Origin of the sequence: Amycolatopsis orientalis DSM 43388, assembly GCF_000411975.1 — a bacterium.
GTDB lineage: Bacteria > Actinomycetota > Actinomycetes > Mycobacteriales > Pseudonocardiaceae > Amycolatopsis > Amycolatopsis orientalis_D.
The window spans coordinates 1-16,330 of sequence record NZ_ASXG01000056.1 but is presented as its reverse complement, the minus strand read 5'-3'; the positions used below and the strand labels follow the sequence as shown (position 1 = coordinate 16,330).

Sequence of the window (16,330 nt, the reverse complement as noted above, 5' to 3'; positions counted from 1 at the left end):
GGGGCCGAGTACCCGGGCTGGCCCGGGCCAATCACTGCGGGCCGATCACTGCTGGTCGAGCTGCCGCAGCAGCCGCCGGACCGGGAGCGCCATCGCGCCCAGCCCGAGGGTCGCGGTCACGCCGTCCTGCGAGGAGACAAGCCGGTCCTCGACCTGGGAGACCAGCGATCGGCAGCGCTCGAGGTCCACCTCCCGGCCGGGGACCGCGGTGTCCCGCACCGCGGCGGCGAGTTCCCGCAGCAGGTCCGCGACCGCGTCCCGGGCGCGCGGCCACGGGTAGACGAACGGCTCGCGTCCCTCCGAGGTCGTGCGGACCGCCTCGACCAGCTGCTCGACCGGCGGCCACAACGCCCCGAGCGTCCGCAGCGAGCGCTCGTGCTGCACCCCGGAATGCCGGCTTCGCTTGCGCAGATTGAGAAACCGCCCCTCCCGGGTGAGCACCGACGCGTCCTCGGCCGCCCGGGCGAGACTGCGCACGTCGCTGATCTGCCCGAGCCATTCGTCCAGCTCCTCCGGCGGCTCGTCGCCGCGCACCAGCTCGGCGGTGTTCTCCAGCAATCCGGCGAGCGCGGAAGCGAGCCGGTCGGCCGCGGCGGCGACGCGTTCGCCGTACAGCGGCGGGAAGATCAGCACGTTCACCGCCAGCCCGATGGCGGCGCCGAGGGCGGTCTCCAGCAGCCGGTCGCCGAGCAGTTCCGAACTCCGCGCGGTCCCGTAGGTGACCAGCAGCATCCCGGTCACCCCGACCCACACGCCGGACGCGCCCAGCCGCCGCCACGAACCGACGAGCAGCCCGACGAAGACGACGATCGCCAGCGTCGCCGTCTGCTCGGGCACCAGCTGCGACACGCCGGCGGCGAGCAGCACCCCGAGCGTGACCGAGCCGACCTGTTGCGCCCAGCCGAGCAGGCTCCGGTAGACGGTCGCTTCCACGAGGAAAACCGCCGCGTAAGGCGCGAGGAACGGCTGGGACAGCCTGAGCACCTGGGTGGAAAGCAGCCAGGCGGCCACGGCGGCGACGGTCGCCTTGGCCGCCTGCAGGGCAGTGCGTCGCTCGCTGCCCGGGACGCGGATCGCGCGAGCCGCCCAGCCCAGCGGGCTGCGATCGAGTCCGGGCCTCACGCGCGTACTGGCGCGCCCAGGTGGACGAGCTTCGTCTGGGTCATCTCGTCGAGCAGTTCGGGCCCGTAACCGTAGCCGGACCCGCTGCCGCGCCGCGGATGAGCCGCCCCGCCGGGGGCACCGCCGAAGACGGCGTTGACCTTGACCGTTCCCACCGCCAGCTCCCGCCAAGCGTGCTGCGCGTGTTCCATCGACGCGGTGAGCACCGTCGCGGCGAGCCCGTAGTCGTCGTTCGCGGCCTCGGCCAGCCCGTGTTCGAAGGAATCCACCACGCACACCGGTGCGACCGGACCGAAGGTTTCCTCGCGCAGCACGCGCATCTGGCCGGTGCAGCCGGTGAGCACCGTCGCCGGGTAATGCGCGCCCGGCCCGGACGGGATTTCGCCGCCGGTACGGATTTCGGCACCCAGCGACACGGCGTTCTCCACGTGGGAATGGACATGGTCGCGGTGCCGCGTGTCGACGAGCGGCGCGAGCGTCTGCTCACGGGCGATTTCGACGAGCGCGCCGGTGAACGCCTCGGCTATCGCGCGGTGCAGGTAGATTCGTTCCACCGCAACGCAAATCTGCCCGGAGTTCGCGAACGAGCCGAGCGCGGCCTGCTCGGCGGCCCAGCGCGGGTCGACGTCCTCGTCCACCACGAGCGGATCGTTGCCGCCGTTCTCCAGAAGCGCTTTCGCTCCGGTCGCCGCCGCGCTGGCGGCGATCGACCGGCCGGTCGCGGTGCTGCCGACGTGCGCGAGAACGTCCACATCGCTCCGGGCGGCCAGCACCGCGCCGATCCGCCCGTCGCCGTGCACGGTCTGCAGCACGCCTTCGGGAAAGACCCCGGCGAGGACTTCGCCGAACAGCGTTCCGGTGTGCGGACACCGTTCGCTCGGCTTGTGCACCACGGTGTTCCCGGTGACGACGGCCGCGCCGATCAACCCGCACGAGACGGCCACCGGGTCGTTCCACGGCGTCAGCGCGACCACCACGCCGCGCGGCTCCGGGACCATCAGGTCGGTGGCGGCGAAATCCCCGAGGAGGGTGCGGCCGCGATGCACCGGGCCGAGTTCGGCGTACTGGCCGAGGGTGCCGGCTCCGGCGAGCACCCCGGCCTTGGCTTCCTCGAGCGGACGGCCGGTTTCGCGGCGGTTGATCTCGGCCAGGTCGTCCGCGTGCGCGCGCAGCCGGTCCGCGGCGGCCCGCAGCGCCGCGCCGCGTTCGGCGGCCGGGGTCCGGTCCCAGCCCGGCTGCGCCCGGTGCGCGAGTCCCAGCGCGGCGTCGAGTTCGTCCGGGCTGGCCATCGGGACCGCGCCTACCGGGCCCCCGTCGGCCGGGTCGGTGATCGCGAGCGCGGCGGCCCGGTCGTCGAGCGTGGTCATCGCACCTCCTGTAGTCGCCTCGCGCTGCGGATACCCCGGCGCCCGCGCGGTCATGCGTCCCGTTTGCCCGCGCCGATGCCGGGTAAACCGGCCGACGTGACCACTTTCCCGGACTACACCGTGGTGATCCCGACCACCGGCCGCCCCGCGCTGCGCACCCTGCTGGACACGCTCGCGACCGCCGGAGGCCCCGGCCCGGCCGAGGTGATCGTGGTCGACGACCGTCCACAAGGGACAGCCCTGGAGGTGCCCGAGGGCGTCCGGGTGCTGCGCTCGTACGGACGCGGACCGGCCGCCGCGCGCAACGTCGGCTGGCGCGCGGCGAAGTCCGGCTGGATCGCTTTCGTGGACGACGACGTGGTCCTCGCCCCCGACTGGCCCGCCCAGCTGGTCGCCGACCTCGCCCGCTTGCCGCCGGAAACCGCCGCGTCGCAGGCGAGAATCGTCGTTCCGCTGCCGGAAGACCGGAAACCCACCGACGACGAACGCGGCACCGCCGGGCTGGAAACGGCGCGGTGGATCACCGCGGACATGGCGTACCGCCGGACCGCGCTGGTCGAGTCCGGCGGTTTCGACGAGCGCTTCCCGCGTGCGTTCCGGGAAGACTCCGACTTGGCCCTGCGCGTGGTGCTCAAGGGACACCGCATCGAGCGCGGCGAGCGGGTCACGACCCATCCAGCGCGTCGTTCGGGGTTCTTCGCCAGCGTAAAAGCCCAACGAGGCAACGCGGACAACGCCAGGATGCGGTACAAGCACGGCGTCCTGTGGCGGCAGCGAACCGGCGCCGGCAGCGGGATGCTGGGACGGCACGCGGTGACCGTCGCCGCCGCGGTCGCCGCGCTCGCGCCGAAGAGGCGCCGCCTCGCCTTGGCGGCTTGGGCCGGATTGACCGGAGCGTTCGCCGCGCAACGCATCCGTTCCGGACCTGCCACGCCGGGCGAAATCGCGCGCATGCTCGTGACGAGCGTGCTGATCCCGCCCGCCGCCTGCTATCACCGGCTCCGCGGGGAAATCGCCGCCCGCCGGACGCTCCGGCCGCAGGCGGTGCTGTTCGACCGCGACGACACGTTGATCCACGACGTCCCGTATCTGTCCGATCCGGAGCAGGTCCGGCCGGTCGACGGAGCCGTCGGCCTCGTGCGGGAACTCCGGCGCAACGGCGTGCGGGTGGGCGTGGTGAGCAATCAGTCCGGAGTCGCGAAAGGACTGATCGAACCGAGTCAGCTGAACGCGGTGAACGCCCGCGTGGAGCAGTTGTTCGGCGAATTCGGCACCTGGCAGGTCTGCCCGCACGACGCCGGCGACGGCTGCGACTGCCGGAAACCGTCGCCGGAACTCGTCCGGCGGGCGGCGAAGGAGTTGCAGGTCGATCCCGCGCGCTGCGTCGTCATCGGCGACACCGGCGCGGACGTCGAAGCGGGACTCGCGGCCGGGGCCCGCGCCGTGCTGGTGCCGACCGCTCGCACGTTGCCCGCCGAGATCGCTCGCGCGCGCCGCGACGCGCTGGTGGCCCGGGATCTCGCGGACGCACTGCGGCAGGCCGGGGTCGTCCGGTGAAGCGCGTTCTGGTGGCCCGGCAGGACAATCTCGGCGACGTCCTGCTGGCCGGCCCGGCGATCCGGGCGATCGCCGCGCACACCGCGCACGTCACGCTGCTGGCCGGACCCCACGGCGCGGCCGCCGGCGAACTGCTGCCCGGGGTGGACGAGGTGCGGGTCTTCCGCGCACCGTGGATCGACCCCGAACCGCCGCCGCTGACCCGCGCGTCCGTCGAGGCCCTCGCCGGACAGCTCGCCGGATTCGACGAGGCCTTCGTGTTCACGTCCTTCCACCAGTCGCCGTTGCCGCTCGCGCTGGTGCTGCGCATGGCCGGGGTGCCATGGATCGGCGCGATCTGCGAGGACTATCCGGGCAGCCTCCTCGACCTGCGCCACCGCGTGCCAGGCGATCCGCCGGAGGCGTTGCGGATGCTGTCGCTCGTCCAAGCCGCCGGGTACTCGCTGCCCGCCGGCGACGACGGACGGCTCGCGGTCCGCCGCCCATTGCCGGACGTTTCCGCGCTGACCGGAATCGGAGACTACGTCGTGGTGCACCCGACAGCTTCGGTCCCGGCGCGCAGCCCGTCTCCGGTGCACAGTGGACGAATAGCGGACGCGCTCGCCGAAGCCGGCCACCGCGTGGTGGTGACCGGTGCGGCACCGGAGGGGATGCGCGCCGACGTCGATCTGAGCGGTCGCACCACGTTGCCCGAGCTGGCCGCGGTGCTCGCCGGGGCGGAAGCCGTCGTGGCTCCGAACACTGGACCGGCGCATCTGGCGGCAGCGGTCGGAACTCCGGTGGTGTCGCTTTTCTCGCCGGTGGTGCCGGCCGCGCGCTGGGCTCCGTTCGGGGTTCCGGCGGCGCTGCTCGGCGACCAGCACGCGCCGTGCCGGGGGAGCCGCGCCCGGACGTGCCCGGTCCCCGGGCATCCGTGCCTGGACGGCATCGACCCGGCGGAAGTCGTGGCCGCGGTGGAGGAACTGGCCAAGGCGCCGAGCCGCCGGATCACCGCTTGAACCGCAAGGAAAGGAGAAGCACGGTGGACCCAGCACCGTTGCCCGAAGAGACCGACGGACCGCGCACCGCGGTCGTGACCGGCGCGGATTCCGGCATCGGCCGGGCCGTGGCCGTCGCGCTGGCCGGCGGGGGAGTGGACGTCGGAATCACTTGGCACACCGACAAAACCGGTGCGGAGGAGACCGCCGCCGAGGCGCGGGACCAGGGCGGGGCCGCGCACGTGCGGCACCTCGACCTGACCGACCTGCCCACCGCGGCGAGCGTCGTGGACGACCTCGCCGGCGAACTCGGCGGCGTCGACGTGCTGGTGAACTGCTCCGGGACCGGCAGCAGCGAACTCGTGACGGACATGGACTTCGACACCTGGCGCGGCGTCGTGGACGTCGACCTGCACGGAGTTTTCGTGTGCTCGCAACGGGCCGCGCGGCACATGATCGACGCCGGCCGCGGCGGCCGGATCATCACGATCACCAGCGTCCACGAACACGTGCCGAGGGTCGGCGCCGCTCCGTACTGCGCGGCGAAAGCCGGTGCGGGGGCGTTGACGCAGGTGCTCGCGCTCGAACTCGCCGAGCACGGGATCACGGTCAATTCCGTCGCGCCCGGCGAAATCTCCACCCCGATGACCGGCCAGGCCGACGCGGATCCGCGCGACCAGGACCGTCCCGGAATCCCGTTGGGCCGCCCCGGGCACGCCCGCGAAGTCGCCGCGGCGGTGGCTTTCCTGGCCACCCCCGCGGCGGGGTACATCACCGGTTCGTCCTTGGTGGTCGACGGCGGGCTGATCCGGATGGGCGCGCAGGCCGGGACAGCGTTCCCGGACCACAGCTGGCGCCGTCCCTAAGCCTCTTCGGCGCGGCTGCCGCTGAGCGCGACGACCAAGGCGACCAGTGCGGTCAGCCCGTGCAGCCAGTTGTCCGCCCAGTTGAGGTTCACCGGGTCCTCGCGTGCGGTGCTGAACGCCGTCGCGAGGATCCCGTATGCGGTCAATCCGGTGAACGCGACGAACAGCACCCAGCAGTACGCGACAGCGCCGGAAAGCTTGCGGGCGGCCAGAAGGCCGAGCAACCCCAGTGCGGTGTGCACGATGTTCAGCACTGTGCTGGAACTGAACAGCCAGACGACGCGAGTGGTGTCGTGTCCGCCGTGCGCGGTCTCGGGCACGAAGAACCCGGCGACGCCGAGGACCAGGTAGATCAGTCCGAGCACGGCGACGACCGGACGGGCCCAGGAACGGGCGATGACCGTCGGCATGGGGGACTCCTTTCCCTTGCGGCCGTACTTCCCTTGCCGCGCAACAGCTTCCGGGTCACTCCTCGCGCAGCGACTTGGCGACGGAACCGCCGGCCTCGTCGGCCTGCTCGCCGGGATCCGGGTCGGCCCGGCGCTGCGGAAGATCCTCGTCCGGAGCCGCCGCCCGGGCCGCCTCCGCCCGGGCGAGCGTTTCGTCGTCGGGCGGGTTCGGCACCGGCTGGACGTCCGGCCGCTCCTCGGCGAGCCGGCGGCCGAGCGGTTCGCCTTCGCGCGCCTCGGCCGGGGTGGTGGCCTGCCGCGTCGCCGGGCTCCAGCGTTCGGCGGGTTCGACGCCGCCTTCCAGCGGGTCGACCCGCAGTTCGTCCTCGTCGAGGGATTCGGACTGGTCGAGGGTTTCGGGCTCAGCCGGGTCGCTGTCGGCCATTGCGCTCCCTTCTCGCTACCGCGCTTTCCCGGTCGGATACCCGGCCGGAACGGGACAAAACGGGGTTCAGGCCGCGGCGAGGTCGCGGATGGCGGCCTGCGCCTTCTGGATTTCCTGTCCGACCAGGAGCGCGGTGAAGCGGGCGACCGAGACGCTGTGCGCGGCCGAGGCGACGGCGTCGCAGGCTGCCTGGGCGTCGTCGGAAAGATGCCGCACGCGCCCGGCGAGGAGGGCTTCTTCGAGCTGGCCGGACAGGTCGGGGAGAAGCTCGGAAAGGTCGTCGGCCAGCAGGCTCAGCAAACCGAGCGTCCGGTACAGCTCCGCGGGGGAGTCGTAGCCGCCGGCACCGGCTTCGCGACGGAGCCGGCGCAGCGCGGTCTGCGCCTGCTCGGCCGGTGCGGGAGACGTCGCTGAATGGTCCATGGAACGGCTGATACCCGGTGGTCGCACGGCTAACCGGAGGGATTGCGGCCGGTCGGTGCGGGTATCCGGGGACGATGAACGAGATCGTCGAACTGATCCGGAGGCGGGCTTGCCTGCCCGAGCCCCGCGACGCCGAACGGGTCGCGCACGCGGTGCTGCGCACGCTGTCCGAACGGATTTCCCCGGAAGCGGCGGCAAGCCTGGCGGTGCAACTGCCGGCCGAACTGGCGGAAGACCTCCGCCCGGGCGGCGGTGCGGGGAAACGCTTCGAACTGGAGGAATTCGTCGAACGGATCGCGCGCGCGGCGCACCTGACCGAACCGGAAGCCGTGCACCGGACGGGCGTGGTGCTGGACGTCCTGGGCCGCGAGACGGTGCAGGTGGCGGACGAGGTGTGGGAGACGCTGCCGGTGCCGCTGCGGCGGTTGGTGGGGGTTGCGGCGGCTTGACTGCTGTTACGCATGCGGCTCGGGGGATGGGTGAGGTCTCGGAGGTGCCGCCTGGATCGGTGCGTGCTTGGTGGAGGATCGGCCGCTCGTTGCCCAGGGTTCCGCGCCCGATGCAGCTGCGAGTGGTAGTGCGGTTTGCGAACTGCTGCGAGGGGGTTGCGGCGTTTGGTTGGGCTGCGGCGGTGGTCGGGCGTTGCGCATCTGCGGGCGGAGGATGAGATCGCCCCGCTGCCCCTGCCCGCTGTTTCGCATCCGCAGCCAGTGCTGCTCTGGGGTGATCGGCGAGGTTGGGTGCTCCAGGGGCCGTTGTGCCGCTCGGCGGGCTGCGGCGGCTTGACTGCTCAGTGTTCCGCATCTGCGGCCGGAATGGCGCGGGTGGCGGTGAGGTGGGGCTGCTGGCGATCGTTGCTGCGCTTGGCGGAGGCTGAGGCCGCCCCGCAGTCCATGTTTCGCGTCCGCGGCCGGTGCCGTTGTGGATGATCGGCGGGGGCTGCGGCGACCTGACTGCTCAGGCGTTCCGCATCCGCGGCCGATGCGGCTGCGGATGGCTGCCGGGTTCGCTCGGGATGTCCCGGTCCACGTGGTCGGCGTGGTGAAGCGCCTGGGCCAGCAGCCCCCGGACGTGCTCGTCCGCGGCGGAGTAGTACACGAACGTCCCCTCGCGGCGGCCCTTGACCAGGCCCGCCAGCCGGAGTTTGGCCAGATGCTGGCTGACCGCCGTCGGCGCGGCGCCGGCCAGTTCGGCGAGGCAGGCCACTGACGATTCTCCCTGCAGCAGTGCCCACAGCACCCTGATCCGCGTCGGGTCGGAGAGCAGGCGGAAGCTTTCCGCGGCCAGGTGGACCTGCTCGTCGGTGGGCATGTCGAAGTCCGGCAGGGAGGAGTGCATGCCCCGATGCTACCGTCCCTTCTTGGCTATATGCGCATCTGCGCAGGTATGCTGACCTCGACGGGCGCGATCGCCCGGTCGCGAAGTGTTCGAGCATCCGGGAGTTGCTGATGGCGGAGCTGCGCCGGGACCGTTCGCAGCCAGGGGACGGCACCGGGCATGGTCACGGCCACGGCCCGGAGCACGGCCATGGGCATGGCCACGGCGACTTCGCGACCTGGCGGCACCGCGTCAAGCACTTCCTCACCCCGCACAGCCACGACAGCGCCGACCGCCTCGACACCGCCCTCGAGACCAGCCAGCGCGGCATCCGGGCGCTGACCTGGTCGTTCGCCGCCCTGTTCGGCACCGCCGTCATCCAGCTGGCGCTGGTCGCGGTCACCGGCTCGGTAGCGCTGCTGGGCGACACCATCCACAACTTCGCCGACGCCCTCACCGCCCTGCCCCTCGGCATCGCCTTCGCGCTGGGCCGCCGCGCCGCGACCCGCCGCTACACCTACGGGCTGGGCCGCGCCGAGGACCTGGCCGGAGTCGTCGTGGTGCTGATCATCGCCGGATCGGCCGCGCTCGCCGCCTACGAGGCCGTCGACCGCCTGCTGCACCCGCATCCCGTGCAGCAGCTCTGGGTGCTCGCCGCGGCGGGAGTGGTCGGATTCGCCGGAAACGAACTCGTCGCGCGATACCGCATCACCGTCGGCCGGCAAATCGGCTCGGCCGCCTTGGTCGCCGACGGCCTGCACGCCCGCACCGACGGCTTCACCTCGCTGGCCGTGGTCCTGGGCGCGATCGGCGTCGCCCTCGGTTTCCCGGCCGCCGACCCGGTGATCGGCTTGCTGATCACGGTCGCGATCCTGTTCGTCCTGCGCGACGCGGCGAAGGAAGTCTTCCAGCGACTGATGGACGCCGTCGACCCGGCGACCGTCGAACTGGCCGAACGAACGGCCGCCGCGGTGCCCGGCGTGGAGGGCGTCCGCGAGGTCCGGATGCGCTGGATCGGCCACAGCCTGCGCGCCGAACTCGCGGTCCAGGTCGCCAACACGCTCACCGTCGAGCAGGCGCACGAACTGGCGCACAGCCTGGAACACGAATTGACCGCCGCAGTGCCCCGGCTGACCGCGGCGGCGGTGCACGTCGAACCGGCGATCGGGGCGGAGACCGTGCACCTCGGCTGATCGCACCGCGGCAGATCGACCGTCCACACGAAGAATTCTTCCGTCAACGCCGTGGCGACGCCGGTTTCGCGATGCGCCGGGCCGACGCGCAAGCTTTCCAGTCGCCGATCACTGTCTCCGGATGGAGGAGGTTGGTGTGACAGCTTTCGTTCCGAAAGCGTCAGCCGATTCGATTTCTTTCGCAAATATCGATTTCTGACATAAAAGTGGCCCGCTCGCTGCTCAAAACCGCTAAGCCGACCAGACCCGCTCCCCGCCGACCCACGTTTCCCGTACCGGCAGCCGGTCCAGCGTCTCCGGGTCCGCCTCCAACGGATCTTCCGCCAGCACCGCGAAATCGGCCAAAAACCCCGGCGCGAGCTGGCCCTTCGTCGTTTCCTCGCCGGACGCGTATGCCGACCCCGTCGTGTACACCCCGAGTGCGGCCTCGATGCTGATTCGCTGCGAAGGTCCGAACAGCTCGCCGTTCGGAGCCCGGCGCGTCACGCAGCTGCGCAGCGCGTACAGCGGCGGGAACGGCCCGCACGGGTGGTCGGACGAACCGGCTACCGCCACCCCCGCGTCGAGCATCGAGCGGTGGGCGAACATTCGCTCGACCCGCTCCGCTCCGTAGTACTGGGTGAGTTTGTCCCCGTGCGCGGCGGCGTAGTTCGCGAACGGCACCGCGATCATGCCGTGCTCGCGCATTCGCTTCAGGATCTCGTCGTCGATGATAGAACAGTGTTCGATGCGGTGCCGCGGGTCCTGCCGCGGTTTGGCGGCTTGCGCCTTGTCGACGGCGTCGAGGACGCGGCGGATCGCGCGGTCGCCGTTGGCGTGCACGCAGACTCGCCAGCCGGCGTCGTGCACGTGCCGCACCGTATCGGCCAGCTCGGCGGCGCTGACCCGCTCGAGCCCGTAGCTGTCGGTGCCTTCGATGGGCTGTTCGACCAGGCAGGTTCCGCCGTTGACGGCACCGTCGGCGAAGGTCTTGACCCCGCCGAGCCGCAGCCGGGTTTCCGCGGTGACCGGCTCCTCGGGCAGCGCGCGGAAGTAGTCGAAATGGTCGTAGGCGGCCAGCGCGTTCACCCGCAGCGTGAGCTGATTCTGGTCGGCGAGATGGCGGAGGACCTGCCATTCGGTGGGTCCGACCAGGGCGTCGCCGACCGAGGTGAGGCCCGCGGCGTGCAGGTCGGCGGCGTGCCGGGCGAAGGCGGCGGCCAAGACCTCGGTGGGCGGGTCCCGCACGATCGTCGGGCGCGGGGTGAAGGCGGGAAACGCCAGGTCGTAGAGGGCCTGGTCGTGGATCACGCCGTCGAGGCGGCCGGCGGCGTCGCGGCCGAGGTGGCCGCCGGGCGGGGGTTCGCTGGCGTCGCTGAGCCCGGCGAGGGCGAGGCCGCGGGAGTTGAGGACGCCCGCGTGCAGCGTCACGTGCACGACCAGGACCGGGTGGTCCGGGCAGGCCTCGTCCAGTTCGGCGCGGGTGAGTTCGCGGCCGCCGTTGCTGCGGAACGAGTCGTAGCCGCAGCCGATCACCCATTCGCCGGGCGGCGTCGCGGCGGCTCGGTCGCGCAGGGCCGCGGCGAGGTCGGCGGTCGAGCGGATCCGGGACGGCGAGAGGTCGACCTGCAGGGATTGCGCGGCGACGACGGTCGGGTGCTGGTGGGCGTCGTTGAAGCCGGGGACGACGGTGGCGTCGCCGAAATCGTGCACCTCGGCCGACGGGAACTGTCCGCGCAGGTCGGCGACGCTGCCGTGGGCCACGACCCATTCGCCGCGCATCGCGAACGCCGGGGGCTCGGCGCCGGCCATGGTCACGATCCGCCGGGCGGTGACGATCTGCACGGATTCCGGTGCGGACACGGGCTTCCCTCCAGGGTCGACGGCTGACCGCGCGGCGCTGTGTCCACAAAGGACGGTGTGGCCACGGTGCCGCCTCGCCGATTCTAGGGGCGGGGCGGGCGCGGGCGCATCGTCGAAGCGGGTTGCGGCAATCGGGTGATCTCGGTCCCACCCGGGCGGACTCCGGGAATGAGAATCGCCCGCGCGGCGGTGTATACGCTGGAAGCACAGGCGCCCGGCCCGGCTCCGGCGGAGGCAGGAGGCTCGCATGTCCGGCATCGGTGCGGCGCGGACCGCGCTCAGCGCCGCGGCGCAGCCGTGGGAGATCCAGGTCGGCCGCGACCTCGCCGACCGGCTCGACACCAAGCCCCCCTCCCGCTGGTCGCGCCCGGGCGCGGCGGCGGACGACCTCGCGGACCTGGTCGGCCCGGGCGAGGTGGTCCTGGCCCCGTCGGCGACCCGCCCGTCCGGCGACGGCGTGGTGTGGACGCCCGAACAGGCGCTGGGCGCGGGCACGCGCGGCGTGGTGTGGACGCCCGAACAGGCGCTGGGCGCGGGCACGCGCGGCGTGGCGCTGTGGGTCGACGACCTGCCGTACCCGCGCATCGTCGGCGCGATCCCGTACCCCGAGCTGATCGCCGTCGAGCACGCGATGGCCGGGAAGCATTCGTGCCTGGTGCTAACCGGTGCTCGCGCGACACTGGTTTTCCGTTACCGCTCGTGGGCGTGGCCCACGGTGGCCGACCTGCTGACGCACGCGCGGTCGCGTGCGCACCGCCCCGGCGCGCCGGAACCGGCGCACGCGGGCCCGCCGACGCTCGGCTGGGAGCGGCTCCCGGCGTCGCCTCTGGTCGCACTCGGGCATCCCCGGCACGCGCGGTACCTCGGCGCGGAACCGGAACTCCCGCGGCGCTGGCTGTGGCAGCAATCCCGCCCCGCCGCGTTCGTCGTGCTGACCCGGCAGGAACTGGTCGTGGTCCGGCATGTGCTGGGCCGGCGGCCGTTGACGCACGGGGTGCAATTGCTGGCCGTGGCGCGGAACCGGATCACCGGTCTCGGCGGGCGAGGCGATCGGCTGCGCATCGCGGCCGGCGCGGGCCGGTACGAGGCGGACCTCGGCGCCGAACTGGCGGATGAGGCACGGTCGCGGTTCGGGCCGATGCTGCGCGCCGACGGGCGCCGGGTACCGCGCAGGGCGTCGAAGGCCGCGCCGCGGGCCTGACCACGGATCCTCAAGCCGGACAACGAGATTCTCGCGCGCTCAGCGCCGGATCGGTGATTCTTCGACTCTGTCGGCGGCATGACCGGTGGGAAACTGCCGTCCACTCCGGACTCTTCCCTTCCCCCTGCGGCCGGACCAGGATCGGGCTACTCGGCGCGGCCGAACGGCGCACACTGATCCTTGACATATTGATGGCTCTTCATCACGATGAAGGCGTGACCACAACGCTGATCCCCGGCAAGCTCACCGCCCTGGGCGGGATGATCCCGATCGACGGTCGGGTCAGCTGGGTGCCTTCGACGGCGGAGGGCTGGCAGCCGTCGAACTGCTATCTGCTCACGGAGGACTCCGGGGCGCTGCTGGTCGACTCCGGGCTGGCCGTGCACCGCGAAGAGGTGCTCGACGGGTTGCGTTCTTCGCTCGGCGGTCGCGGAGAACTCGCCGTCTTCTTCACTCGCGGCGAAATGGACTGCGTGTCGAATCTCGAGCCGATTTCCCGGGAGTTCGACATTTCCGCGCTCTTCACCGGCGGCGTCGTCAATCCCTTCGACGCCTTCGACGACGTCCACCGGATGCGGTACCAGGGAAGGCGCAAGCAGATCGACACCCGCAGCGAGGGCGGCGATTCGATGCCCCGCGCACCGCGGCTCGAGGTCGGCGCCGGCGGGCGGGCGCTGGAGATCGAATCCCCGTTGCTGCGGCTGCTGCCGACTTTTTGGGGCTGGGACGCGGAAACCGGCGCGCTCTTCACCTCCGATGTGTTCACCCACGGGGTCGTCCGCGATCCGGCGGCATCGCGGGTGATCGATCCGTCCACCGCGGACCCGACCACTGTGGACGATGTCGTCGGGCATCTCGTCGCCAAGTACGAATGGCTGCGGAAAGCGACGACCAACCGGCTGTGCGAATGGCTGGAGGACCGGTTTTCCGCACTGCAGCCGGAAATCATCGCGCCCGCGCGCGGCTGCGTGCTGCGCGGCCGCCCGGTCGTCGAACGACATCTGCGGTTGATGCTCCAGGCTTTGCGGACGGTGGGCGCATGAGCGGGATCGAAGACCTCGACCTGGACGCGATGGCGCACGAGCTGAGCAGCGACCTGCCCCGGCTCGTCGCGGACGGGGTGACGTGGATCGGCGCCTGCCTTCCGTTCGAAGTGGACGGACGGCTCATCCACGGGCACAACTCGGCGTATCTGGTGCAGGGCGCCGAAGGTTCGGTGCTGGTCGACACCGGCGCGCCGTCGAGCTGGTGGGCGATCGAGGAGGTCGTCGAGCGGGTGCTCGGCGGCCGCGACCTCACCTATCTGTTCGCGACGCACCCGGAGCTGCCGCACACCGGCAACCTGCCGCGATTCGTCGAAAAGTACCCGGATCTCCAGGTGATCGGCGACGTCCGCGACTACCACCTGTTCTATCCGGAGGTCGTGCCCAACCTGCGCGCCACCCGGCCCGGCGACCGGTTCGATCTCGGCGGCGGGCACGAATTCCTGGTGGTCGAGGCGATGATCCGCGATCTGCCGAACACGCAATGGGGCTACGCGCCGCGGGCGAAAAGCCTTTTCACCGCGGACGGATTCTGCTACATGCACCGGCCGGAGCTGGACGACGAGGACCCGGCGCACCTGCCGGGCGAATGCGGGCTCACGACCGGCGAACTGCGCCGGCCGATCGCGGTGGAGAACGCCGCGTTCTTCACCGGCAGCGCGCTGTATTTCTCCCGTTTCGTCGACGACGCCGACGAACGGTACGCGGGGGTCGCCGACCTCGCCCGGGAACTGGGCGCGGAACTGGTGTGCCCCACGCACGGCAACGTCATCACCGACCTGCTCGACGTGCTGCCGATCGTCCGAGCCGGGCACAAACAGGCCTACCGCGCCTGAATCACCTGTCGCGGTGCCGCGGTGAGGGGAACCTTCACCGGCTCTGCTTCCCTCCGGGTCCCCTTCCCGGACCCCCGTCCTGATCGCGCTCGTCAGCAAGGAGCGAACAATGAGGCCTGTGCACGGTGCGGCCGCGGGAGCGGTTCTGCTCCTGGCCGCCGGGATCACCGCCTGCGGCGGCGGAACCCAGCAAGCGAGCGGCGGCCGCCACGTCGTGATGGCGGTCCAGAGCCTGCCCGACACGCTCACCATCGCCCCGTGGGGCGGGGCGGCGTCGCAGCTGGTCCTGTCCGGACTGGGTTCCCAGCTCGCGACCTACAAACAAGGCGACACCGCCACCGGCTGCGGTTCCACGCCGGACGGCGTGACCGGCCTGATCGCCGATTCGATCGAGGTGAACCCGGCGCACACGGCGATCACCGTGAAACTGCGCCCGCTGAAGAGCCAGACCGGCAACACGCTGTCCGCGGACGACGTGAAATGGTCGTTCGAGACCTACGGGTTCAAGGCGCAGCCGGTGCTGAAGAAAACCTTCGAAATCGCCGGATACGACACGTCGAACCTGGTGTCCGTCGTCGATCCGCACACGGTTTCGCTGAACGTCCGGAAATGGAACTCCTACACCGAGGAAATGCTGCAGAACCCGCTGGCGTACGTGTACGACAGCACGGAGGCGAAGAAACACGCGACCGGCGCGGACCCGATCGGGCACGACTGGCTGGCCAAGAACATCGCCGACTACAGCGGCTGGAAACTCGATTCCTTCACGCCCGGCCAAGCGCTCAGCGTGTCGGCGGTGGCCGGTTACGGCGGGCAGAAGCCGGGCATCGACTCGCTTTCCGTGCAGGCGGTGCCGACGGACGCGACCCGGAGCCAGATCGTCGCGTCCGGCCAGGCGCAGGTCGCCAGCGGCTTCCAGTACGACCAGTACAAGGCGCTGGCCGCGAAACCGAACGTCAAGGTGCACGACTGTCCCGGGCTGAACATGGACAACCTGATGCTGTCGACGACGAAACCGCCGTTGAACGACGTGCGGGTGCGGCAGGCGATCTCGATGGCCATCGATCGCCAGCAAATCGTCACCGGCGCCTATTTCGGCTACGCGAAGCCGGCGAAATCGTCGTTCAATGCCGCTTTCAATCTCGGCACCTTCGGCGACACCTACACTTTCGACGCCGCCAAGGCGAAAGCGCTGCTGGCAGAAGCGGGCTATCCCCGCGGCTTCGACTTGACCCTGACCTACAGCCCGACCCGTCCGGGCCCCGTCGCACAGCGCACGGCGGTGCTGGTGCAGTCGATGCTGAAGAACGTCGGCATCAACGTCACGCTGCGGCCGATGGCCAGCCCGACCGACTTCTCCACCGCGGTCCTCGGCGGCGCCTACCAAGCCGTCCTGTACGGCGAACCGGTCGTGATCGCCGATCCGGCGTACCTGGCTTGGATCAAATTCTCCAACTCTCCCAACAACACCACCGGATTCTCGGATCCGACCTACGACAGCGTGCGGCAGCAGCTGGCCGGGACTCCGGTGGACCAGACGGCCCAGCGCACCGACCTGCTCAAGCAGTTGGCCCGGATCGGCGACACCCAGGTGCCGGTGATCGAGCTCGTCGAAACGCCCAACCTGGTCGTCACGGCGGGCGGCGAAAAGACCTCGGCACCGCTGCCGAACGGGCCGATCCGCTGGTCCGGCATCGCGGGCTGACGGCTTCCCGCGCCCGGCTCCGGGCCGTTCCCGGAGCCGGGCGCGGG

At 71.4% G+C, this 16,330-nt stretch carries 16 protein-coding genes; 9 read left to right on the top strand and 7 right to left on the bottom strand.

The genetic code is table 11. The features are described from left to right. Window positions 1–45: 45 nt before the first annotated feature. A complete protein-coding gene (locus L942_RS09555) occupies window positions 46–1,122 on the bottom strand; it encodes an FUSC family protein (protein ID WP_037357689.1) in 1,077 nt (358 codons plus the stop codon). Next, window positions 1,119–2,489, bottom strand: coding sequence for an aldehyde dehydrogenase family protein (locus L942_RS09550; protein WP_037357686.1), 1,371 nt, complete (start codon window positions 2,487–2,489; stop codon window positions 1,119–1,121). The genes L942_RS09555 and L942_RS09550 overlap by 4 nt, the downstream gene beginning before the upstream one ends. A gap of 96 nt (window positions 2,490–2,585) precedes the next feature. On the opposite strand from L942_RS09550, the gene L942_RS09545 reads away from it, so the two are divergent. Genes L942_RS09545 through L942_RS09535 form a run of 3 tightly spaced genes read left to right on the top strand, consistent with a single transcriptional unit; the run spans window position 2,586 to window position 5,889 of the window. Continuing rightward, window positions 2,586–4,046 carry an HAD-IIIA family hydrolase gene (locus L942_RS09545; RefSeq protein WP_037357684.1) on the top strand — a complete coding sequence of 487 codons (1,461 nt, stop codon included), beginning with the start codon at window positions 2,586–2,588 and terminating at the stop codon, window positions 4,044–4,046. Next, window positions 4,043–5,044 (top strand): glycosyltransferase family 9 protein, encoded by a 1,002-nt coding sequence (locus L942_RS09540; RefSeq protein ID WP_037357681.1) that lies wholly within the window; start codon window positions 4,043–4,045, stop codon window positions 5,042–5,044. The genes L942_RS09545 and L942_RS09540 overlap by 4 nt, the downstream gene beginning before the upstream one ends. Before the next feature lie 23 nt (window positions 5,045–5,067). Continuing rightward, the gene (locus L942_RS09535) at window positions 5,068–5,889 is read left to right on the top strand and encodes an SDR family oxidoreductase (RefSeq protein ID WP_081655008.1); all 822 of its coding nucleotides are present in this window, start codon (window positions 5,068–5,070) and stop codon (window positions 5,887–5,889) included. Here L942_RS09535 and L942_RS09530 read toward each other — a convergent pair. From L942_RS09530 to L942_RS09520, 3 genes are all read right to left on the bottom strand, one after another. Next, a complete protein-coding gene (locus tag L942_RS09530) occupies window positions 5,886–6,299 on the bottom strand; it encodes a DUF4383 domain-containing protein (RefSeq protein ID WP_051165838.1) in 414 nt (137 codons plus the stop codon). The genes L942_RS09535 and L942_RS09530 overlap by 4 nt on opposite strands. Window positions 6,300–6,354: 55 nt before the next feature. Continuing rightward, the gene (locus tag L942_RS09525) at window positions 6,355–6,723 is read right to left on the bottom strand and encodes a hypothetical protein (RefSeq protein WP_037357678.1); all 369 of its coding nucleotides are present in this window, start codon (window positions 6,721–6,723) and stop codon (window positions 6,355–6,357) included. Window positions 6,724–6,789: 66 nt separating this feature from the next. Continuing rightward, window positions 6,790–7,146, bottom strand: a complete 357-nt coding sequence (locus L942_RS09520; RefSeq protein WP_037357675.1) for a hypothetical protein — start codon at window positions 7,144–7,146, stop codon at window positions 6,790–6,792. Between the two features lie 74 nt (window positions 7,147–7,220). Here L942_RS09520 and L942_RS09515 point away from each other — a divergent pair, with 74 nt between their 5' ends. After that, window positions 7,221–7,595, top strand: coding sequence for a DUF2267 domain-containing protein (locus L942_RS09515; protein ID WP_037357672.1), 375 nt, complete (start codon window positions 7,221–7,223; stop codon window positions 7,593–7,595). Window positions 7,596–8,103: 508 nt separating this feature from the next. Here L942_RS09515 and L942_RS09510 read toward each other — a convergent pair. After that, window positions 8,104–8,484, bottom strand: coding sequence for an ArsR/SmtB family transcription factor (locus L942_RS09510; protein WP_037357669.1), 381 nt, complete (start codon window positions 8,482–8,484; stop codon window positions 8,104–8,106). A gap of 110 nt (window positions 8,485–8,594) precedes the next feature. Between L942_RS09510 and L942_RS09505 the strand changes: the two genes are divergently transcribed. Beyond that, a complete protein-coding gene (locus L942_RS09505) occupies window positions 8,595–9,656 on the top strand; it encodes a cation diffusion facilitator family transporter (protein ID WP_037357666.1) in 1,062 nt (353 codons plus the stop codon). Between the two features lie 231 nt (window positions 9,657–9,887). On the opposite strand, the gene L942_RS09500 is transcribed toward L942_RS09505, so the two are convergent. Continuing rightward, window positions 9,888–11,498: an amidohydrolase gene (locus tag L942_RS09500; protein WP_037357664.1), complete on the bottom strand. Its 1,611-nt coding sequence runs from the start codon at window positions 11,496–11,498 to the stop codon at window positions 9,888–9,890. Between the two features lie 247 nt (window positions 11,499–11,745). Between L942_RS09500 and L942_RS09495 the strand changes: the two genes are divergently transcribed. From L942_RS09495 to L942_RS09480, 4 genes are all read left to right on the top strand, one after another. Beyond that, window positions 11,746–12,699, top strand: a complete 954-nt coding sequence (locus L942_RS09495) for a hypothetical protein (protein ID WP_037357661.1) — start codon at window positions 11,746–11,748, stop codon at window positions 12,697–12,699. 215 nt (window positions 12,700–12,914) lie between these two features. Next, window positions 12,915–13,742 (top strand): hypothetical protein, encoded by an 828-nt coding sequence (locus tag L942_RS44205; protein ID WP_037357659.1) that lies wholly within the window; start codon window positions 12,915–12,917, stop codon window positions 13,740–13,742. After that, window positions 13,739–14,578, top strand: coding sequence for an MBL fold metallo-hydrolase (locus L942_RS09485; RefSeq protein WP_037357657.1), 840 nt, complete (start codon window positions 13,739–13,741; stop codon window positions 14,576–14,578). Before L942_RS44205 ends, L942_RS09485 begins: the two co-directional genes overlap by 4 nt. A gap of 109 nt (window positions 14,579–14,687) precedes the next feature. Beyond that, entirely contained in the window at window positions 14,688–16,283 is a 1,596-nt protein-coding gene (locus tag L942_RS09480; protein ID WP_081655006.1) for an ABC transporter substrate-binding protein, read from the top strand. The last annotated feature ends 47 nt before the right edge of the window (window positions 16,284–16,330 follow it).

What these genes read in the sequence shown, in the direction of transcription:
- L942_RS09550 (WP_037357686.1), bottom strand. Translation starts at nt 2,489, where the DNA reads ATGACCACGCTCGACGACCGGGCCGCCGCGCTCGCGATCACCGACCCG.
- L942_RS09530 (WP_051165838.1), bottom strand. Translation starts at nt 6,299, where the DNA reads ATGCCGACGGTCATCGCCCGTTCCTGGGCCCGTCCGGTCGTCGCCGTG.
- L942_RS09525 (WP_037357678.1), bottom strand. Translation starts at nt 6,723, where the DNA reads ATGGCCGACAGCGACCCGGCTGAGCCCGAAACCCTCGACCAGTCCGAA.
- L942_RS09520 (WP_037357675.1), bottom strand. Translation starts at nt 7,146, where the DNA reads ATGGACCATTCAGCGACGTCTCCCGCACCGGCCGAGCAGGCGCAGACC.
- L942_RS09515 (WP_037357672.1), top strand. Translation starts at nt 7,221, where the DNA reads ATGAACGAGATCGTCGAACTGATCCGGAGGCGGGCTTGCCTGCCCGAG.
- L942_RS09510 (WP_037357669.1), bottom strand. Translation starts at nt 8,484, where the DNA reads ATGCACTCCTCCCTGCCGGACTTCGACATGCCCACCGACGAGCAGGTC.
- L942_RS09505 (WP_037357666.1), top strand. Translation starts at nt 8,595, where the DNA reads ATGGCGGAGCTGCGCCGGGACCGTTCGCAGCCAGGGGACGGCACCGGG.
- L942_RS09495 (WP_037357661.1), top strand. Translation starts at nt 11,746, where the DNA reads ATGTCCGGCATCGGTGCGGCGCGGACCGCGCTCAGCGCCGCGGCGCAG.
- L942_RS09485 (WP_037357657.1), top strand. Translation starts at nt 13,739, where the DNA reads ATGAGCGGGATCGAAGACCTCGACCTGGACGCGATGGCGCACGAGCTG.
- L942_RS09480 (WP_081655006.1), top strand. Translation starts at nt 14,688, where the DNA reads ATGAGGCCTGTGCACGGTGCGGCCGCGGGAGCGGTTCTGCTCCTGGCC.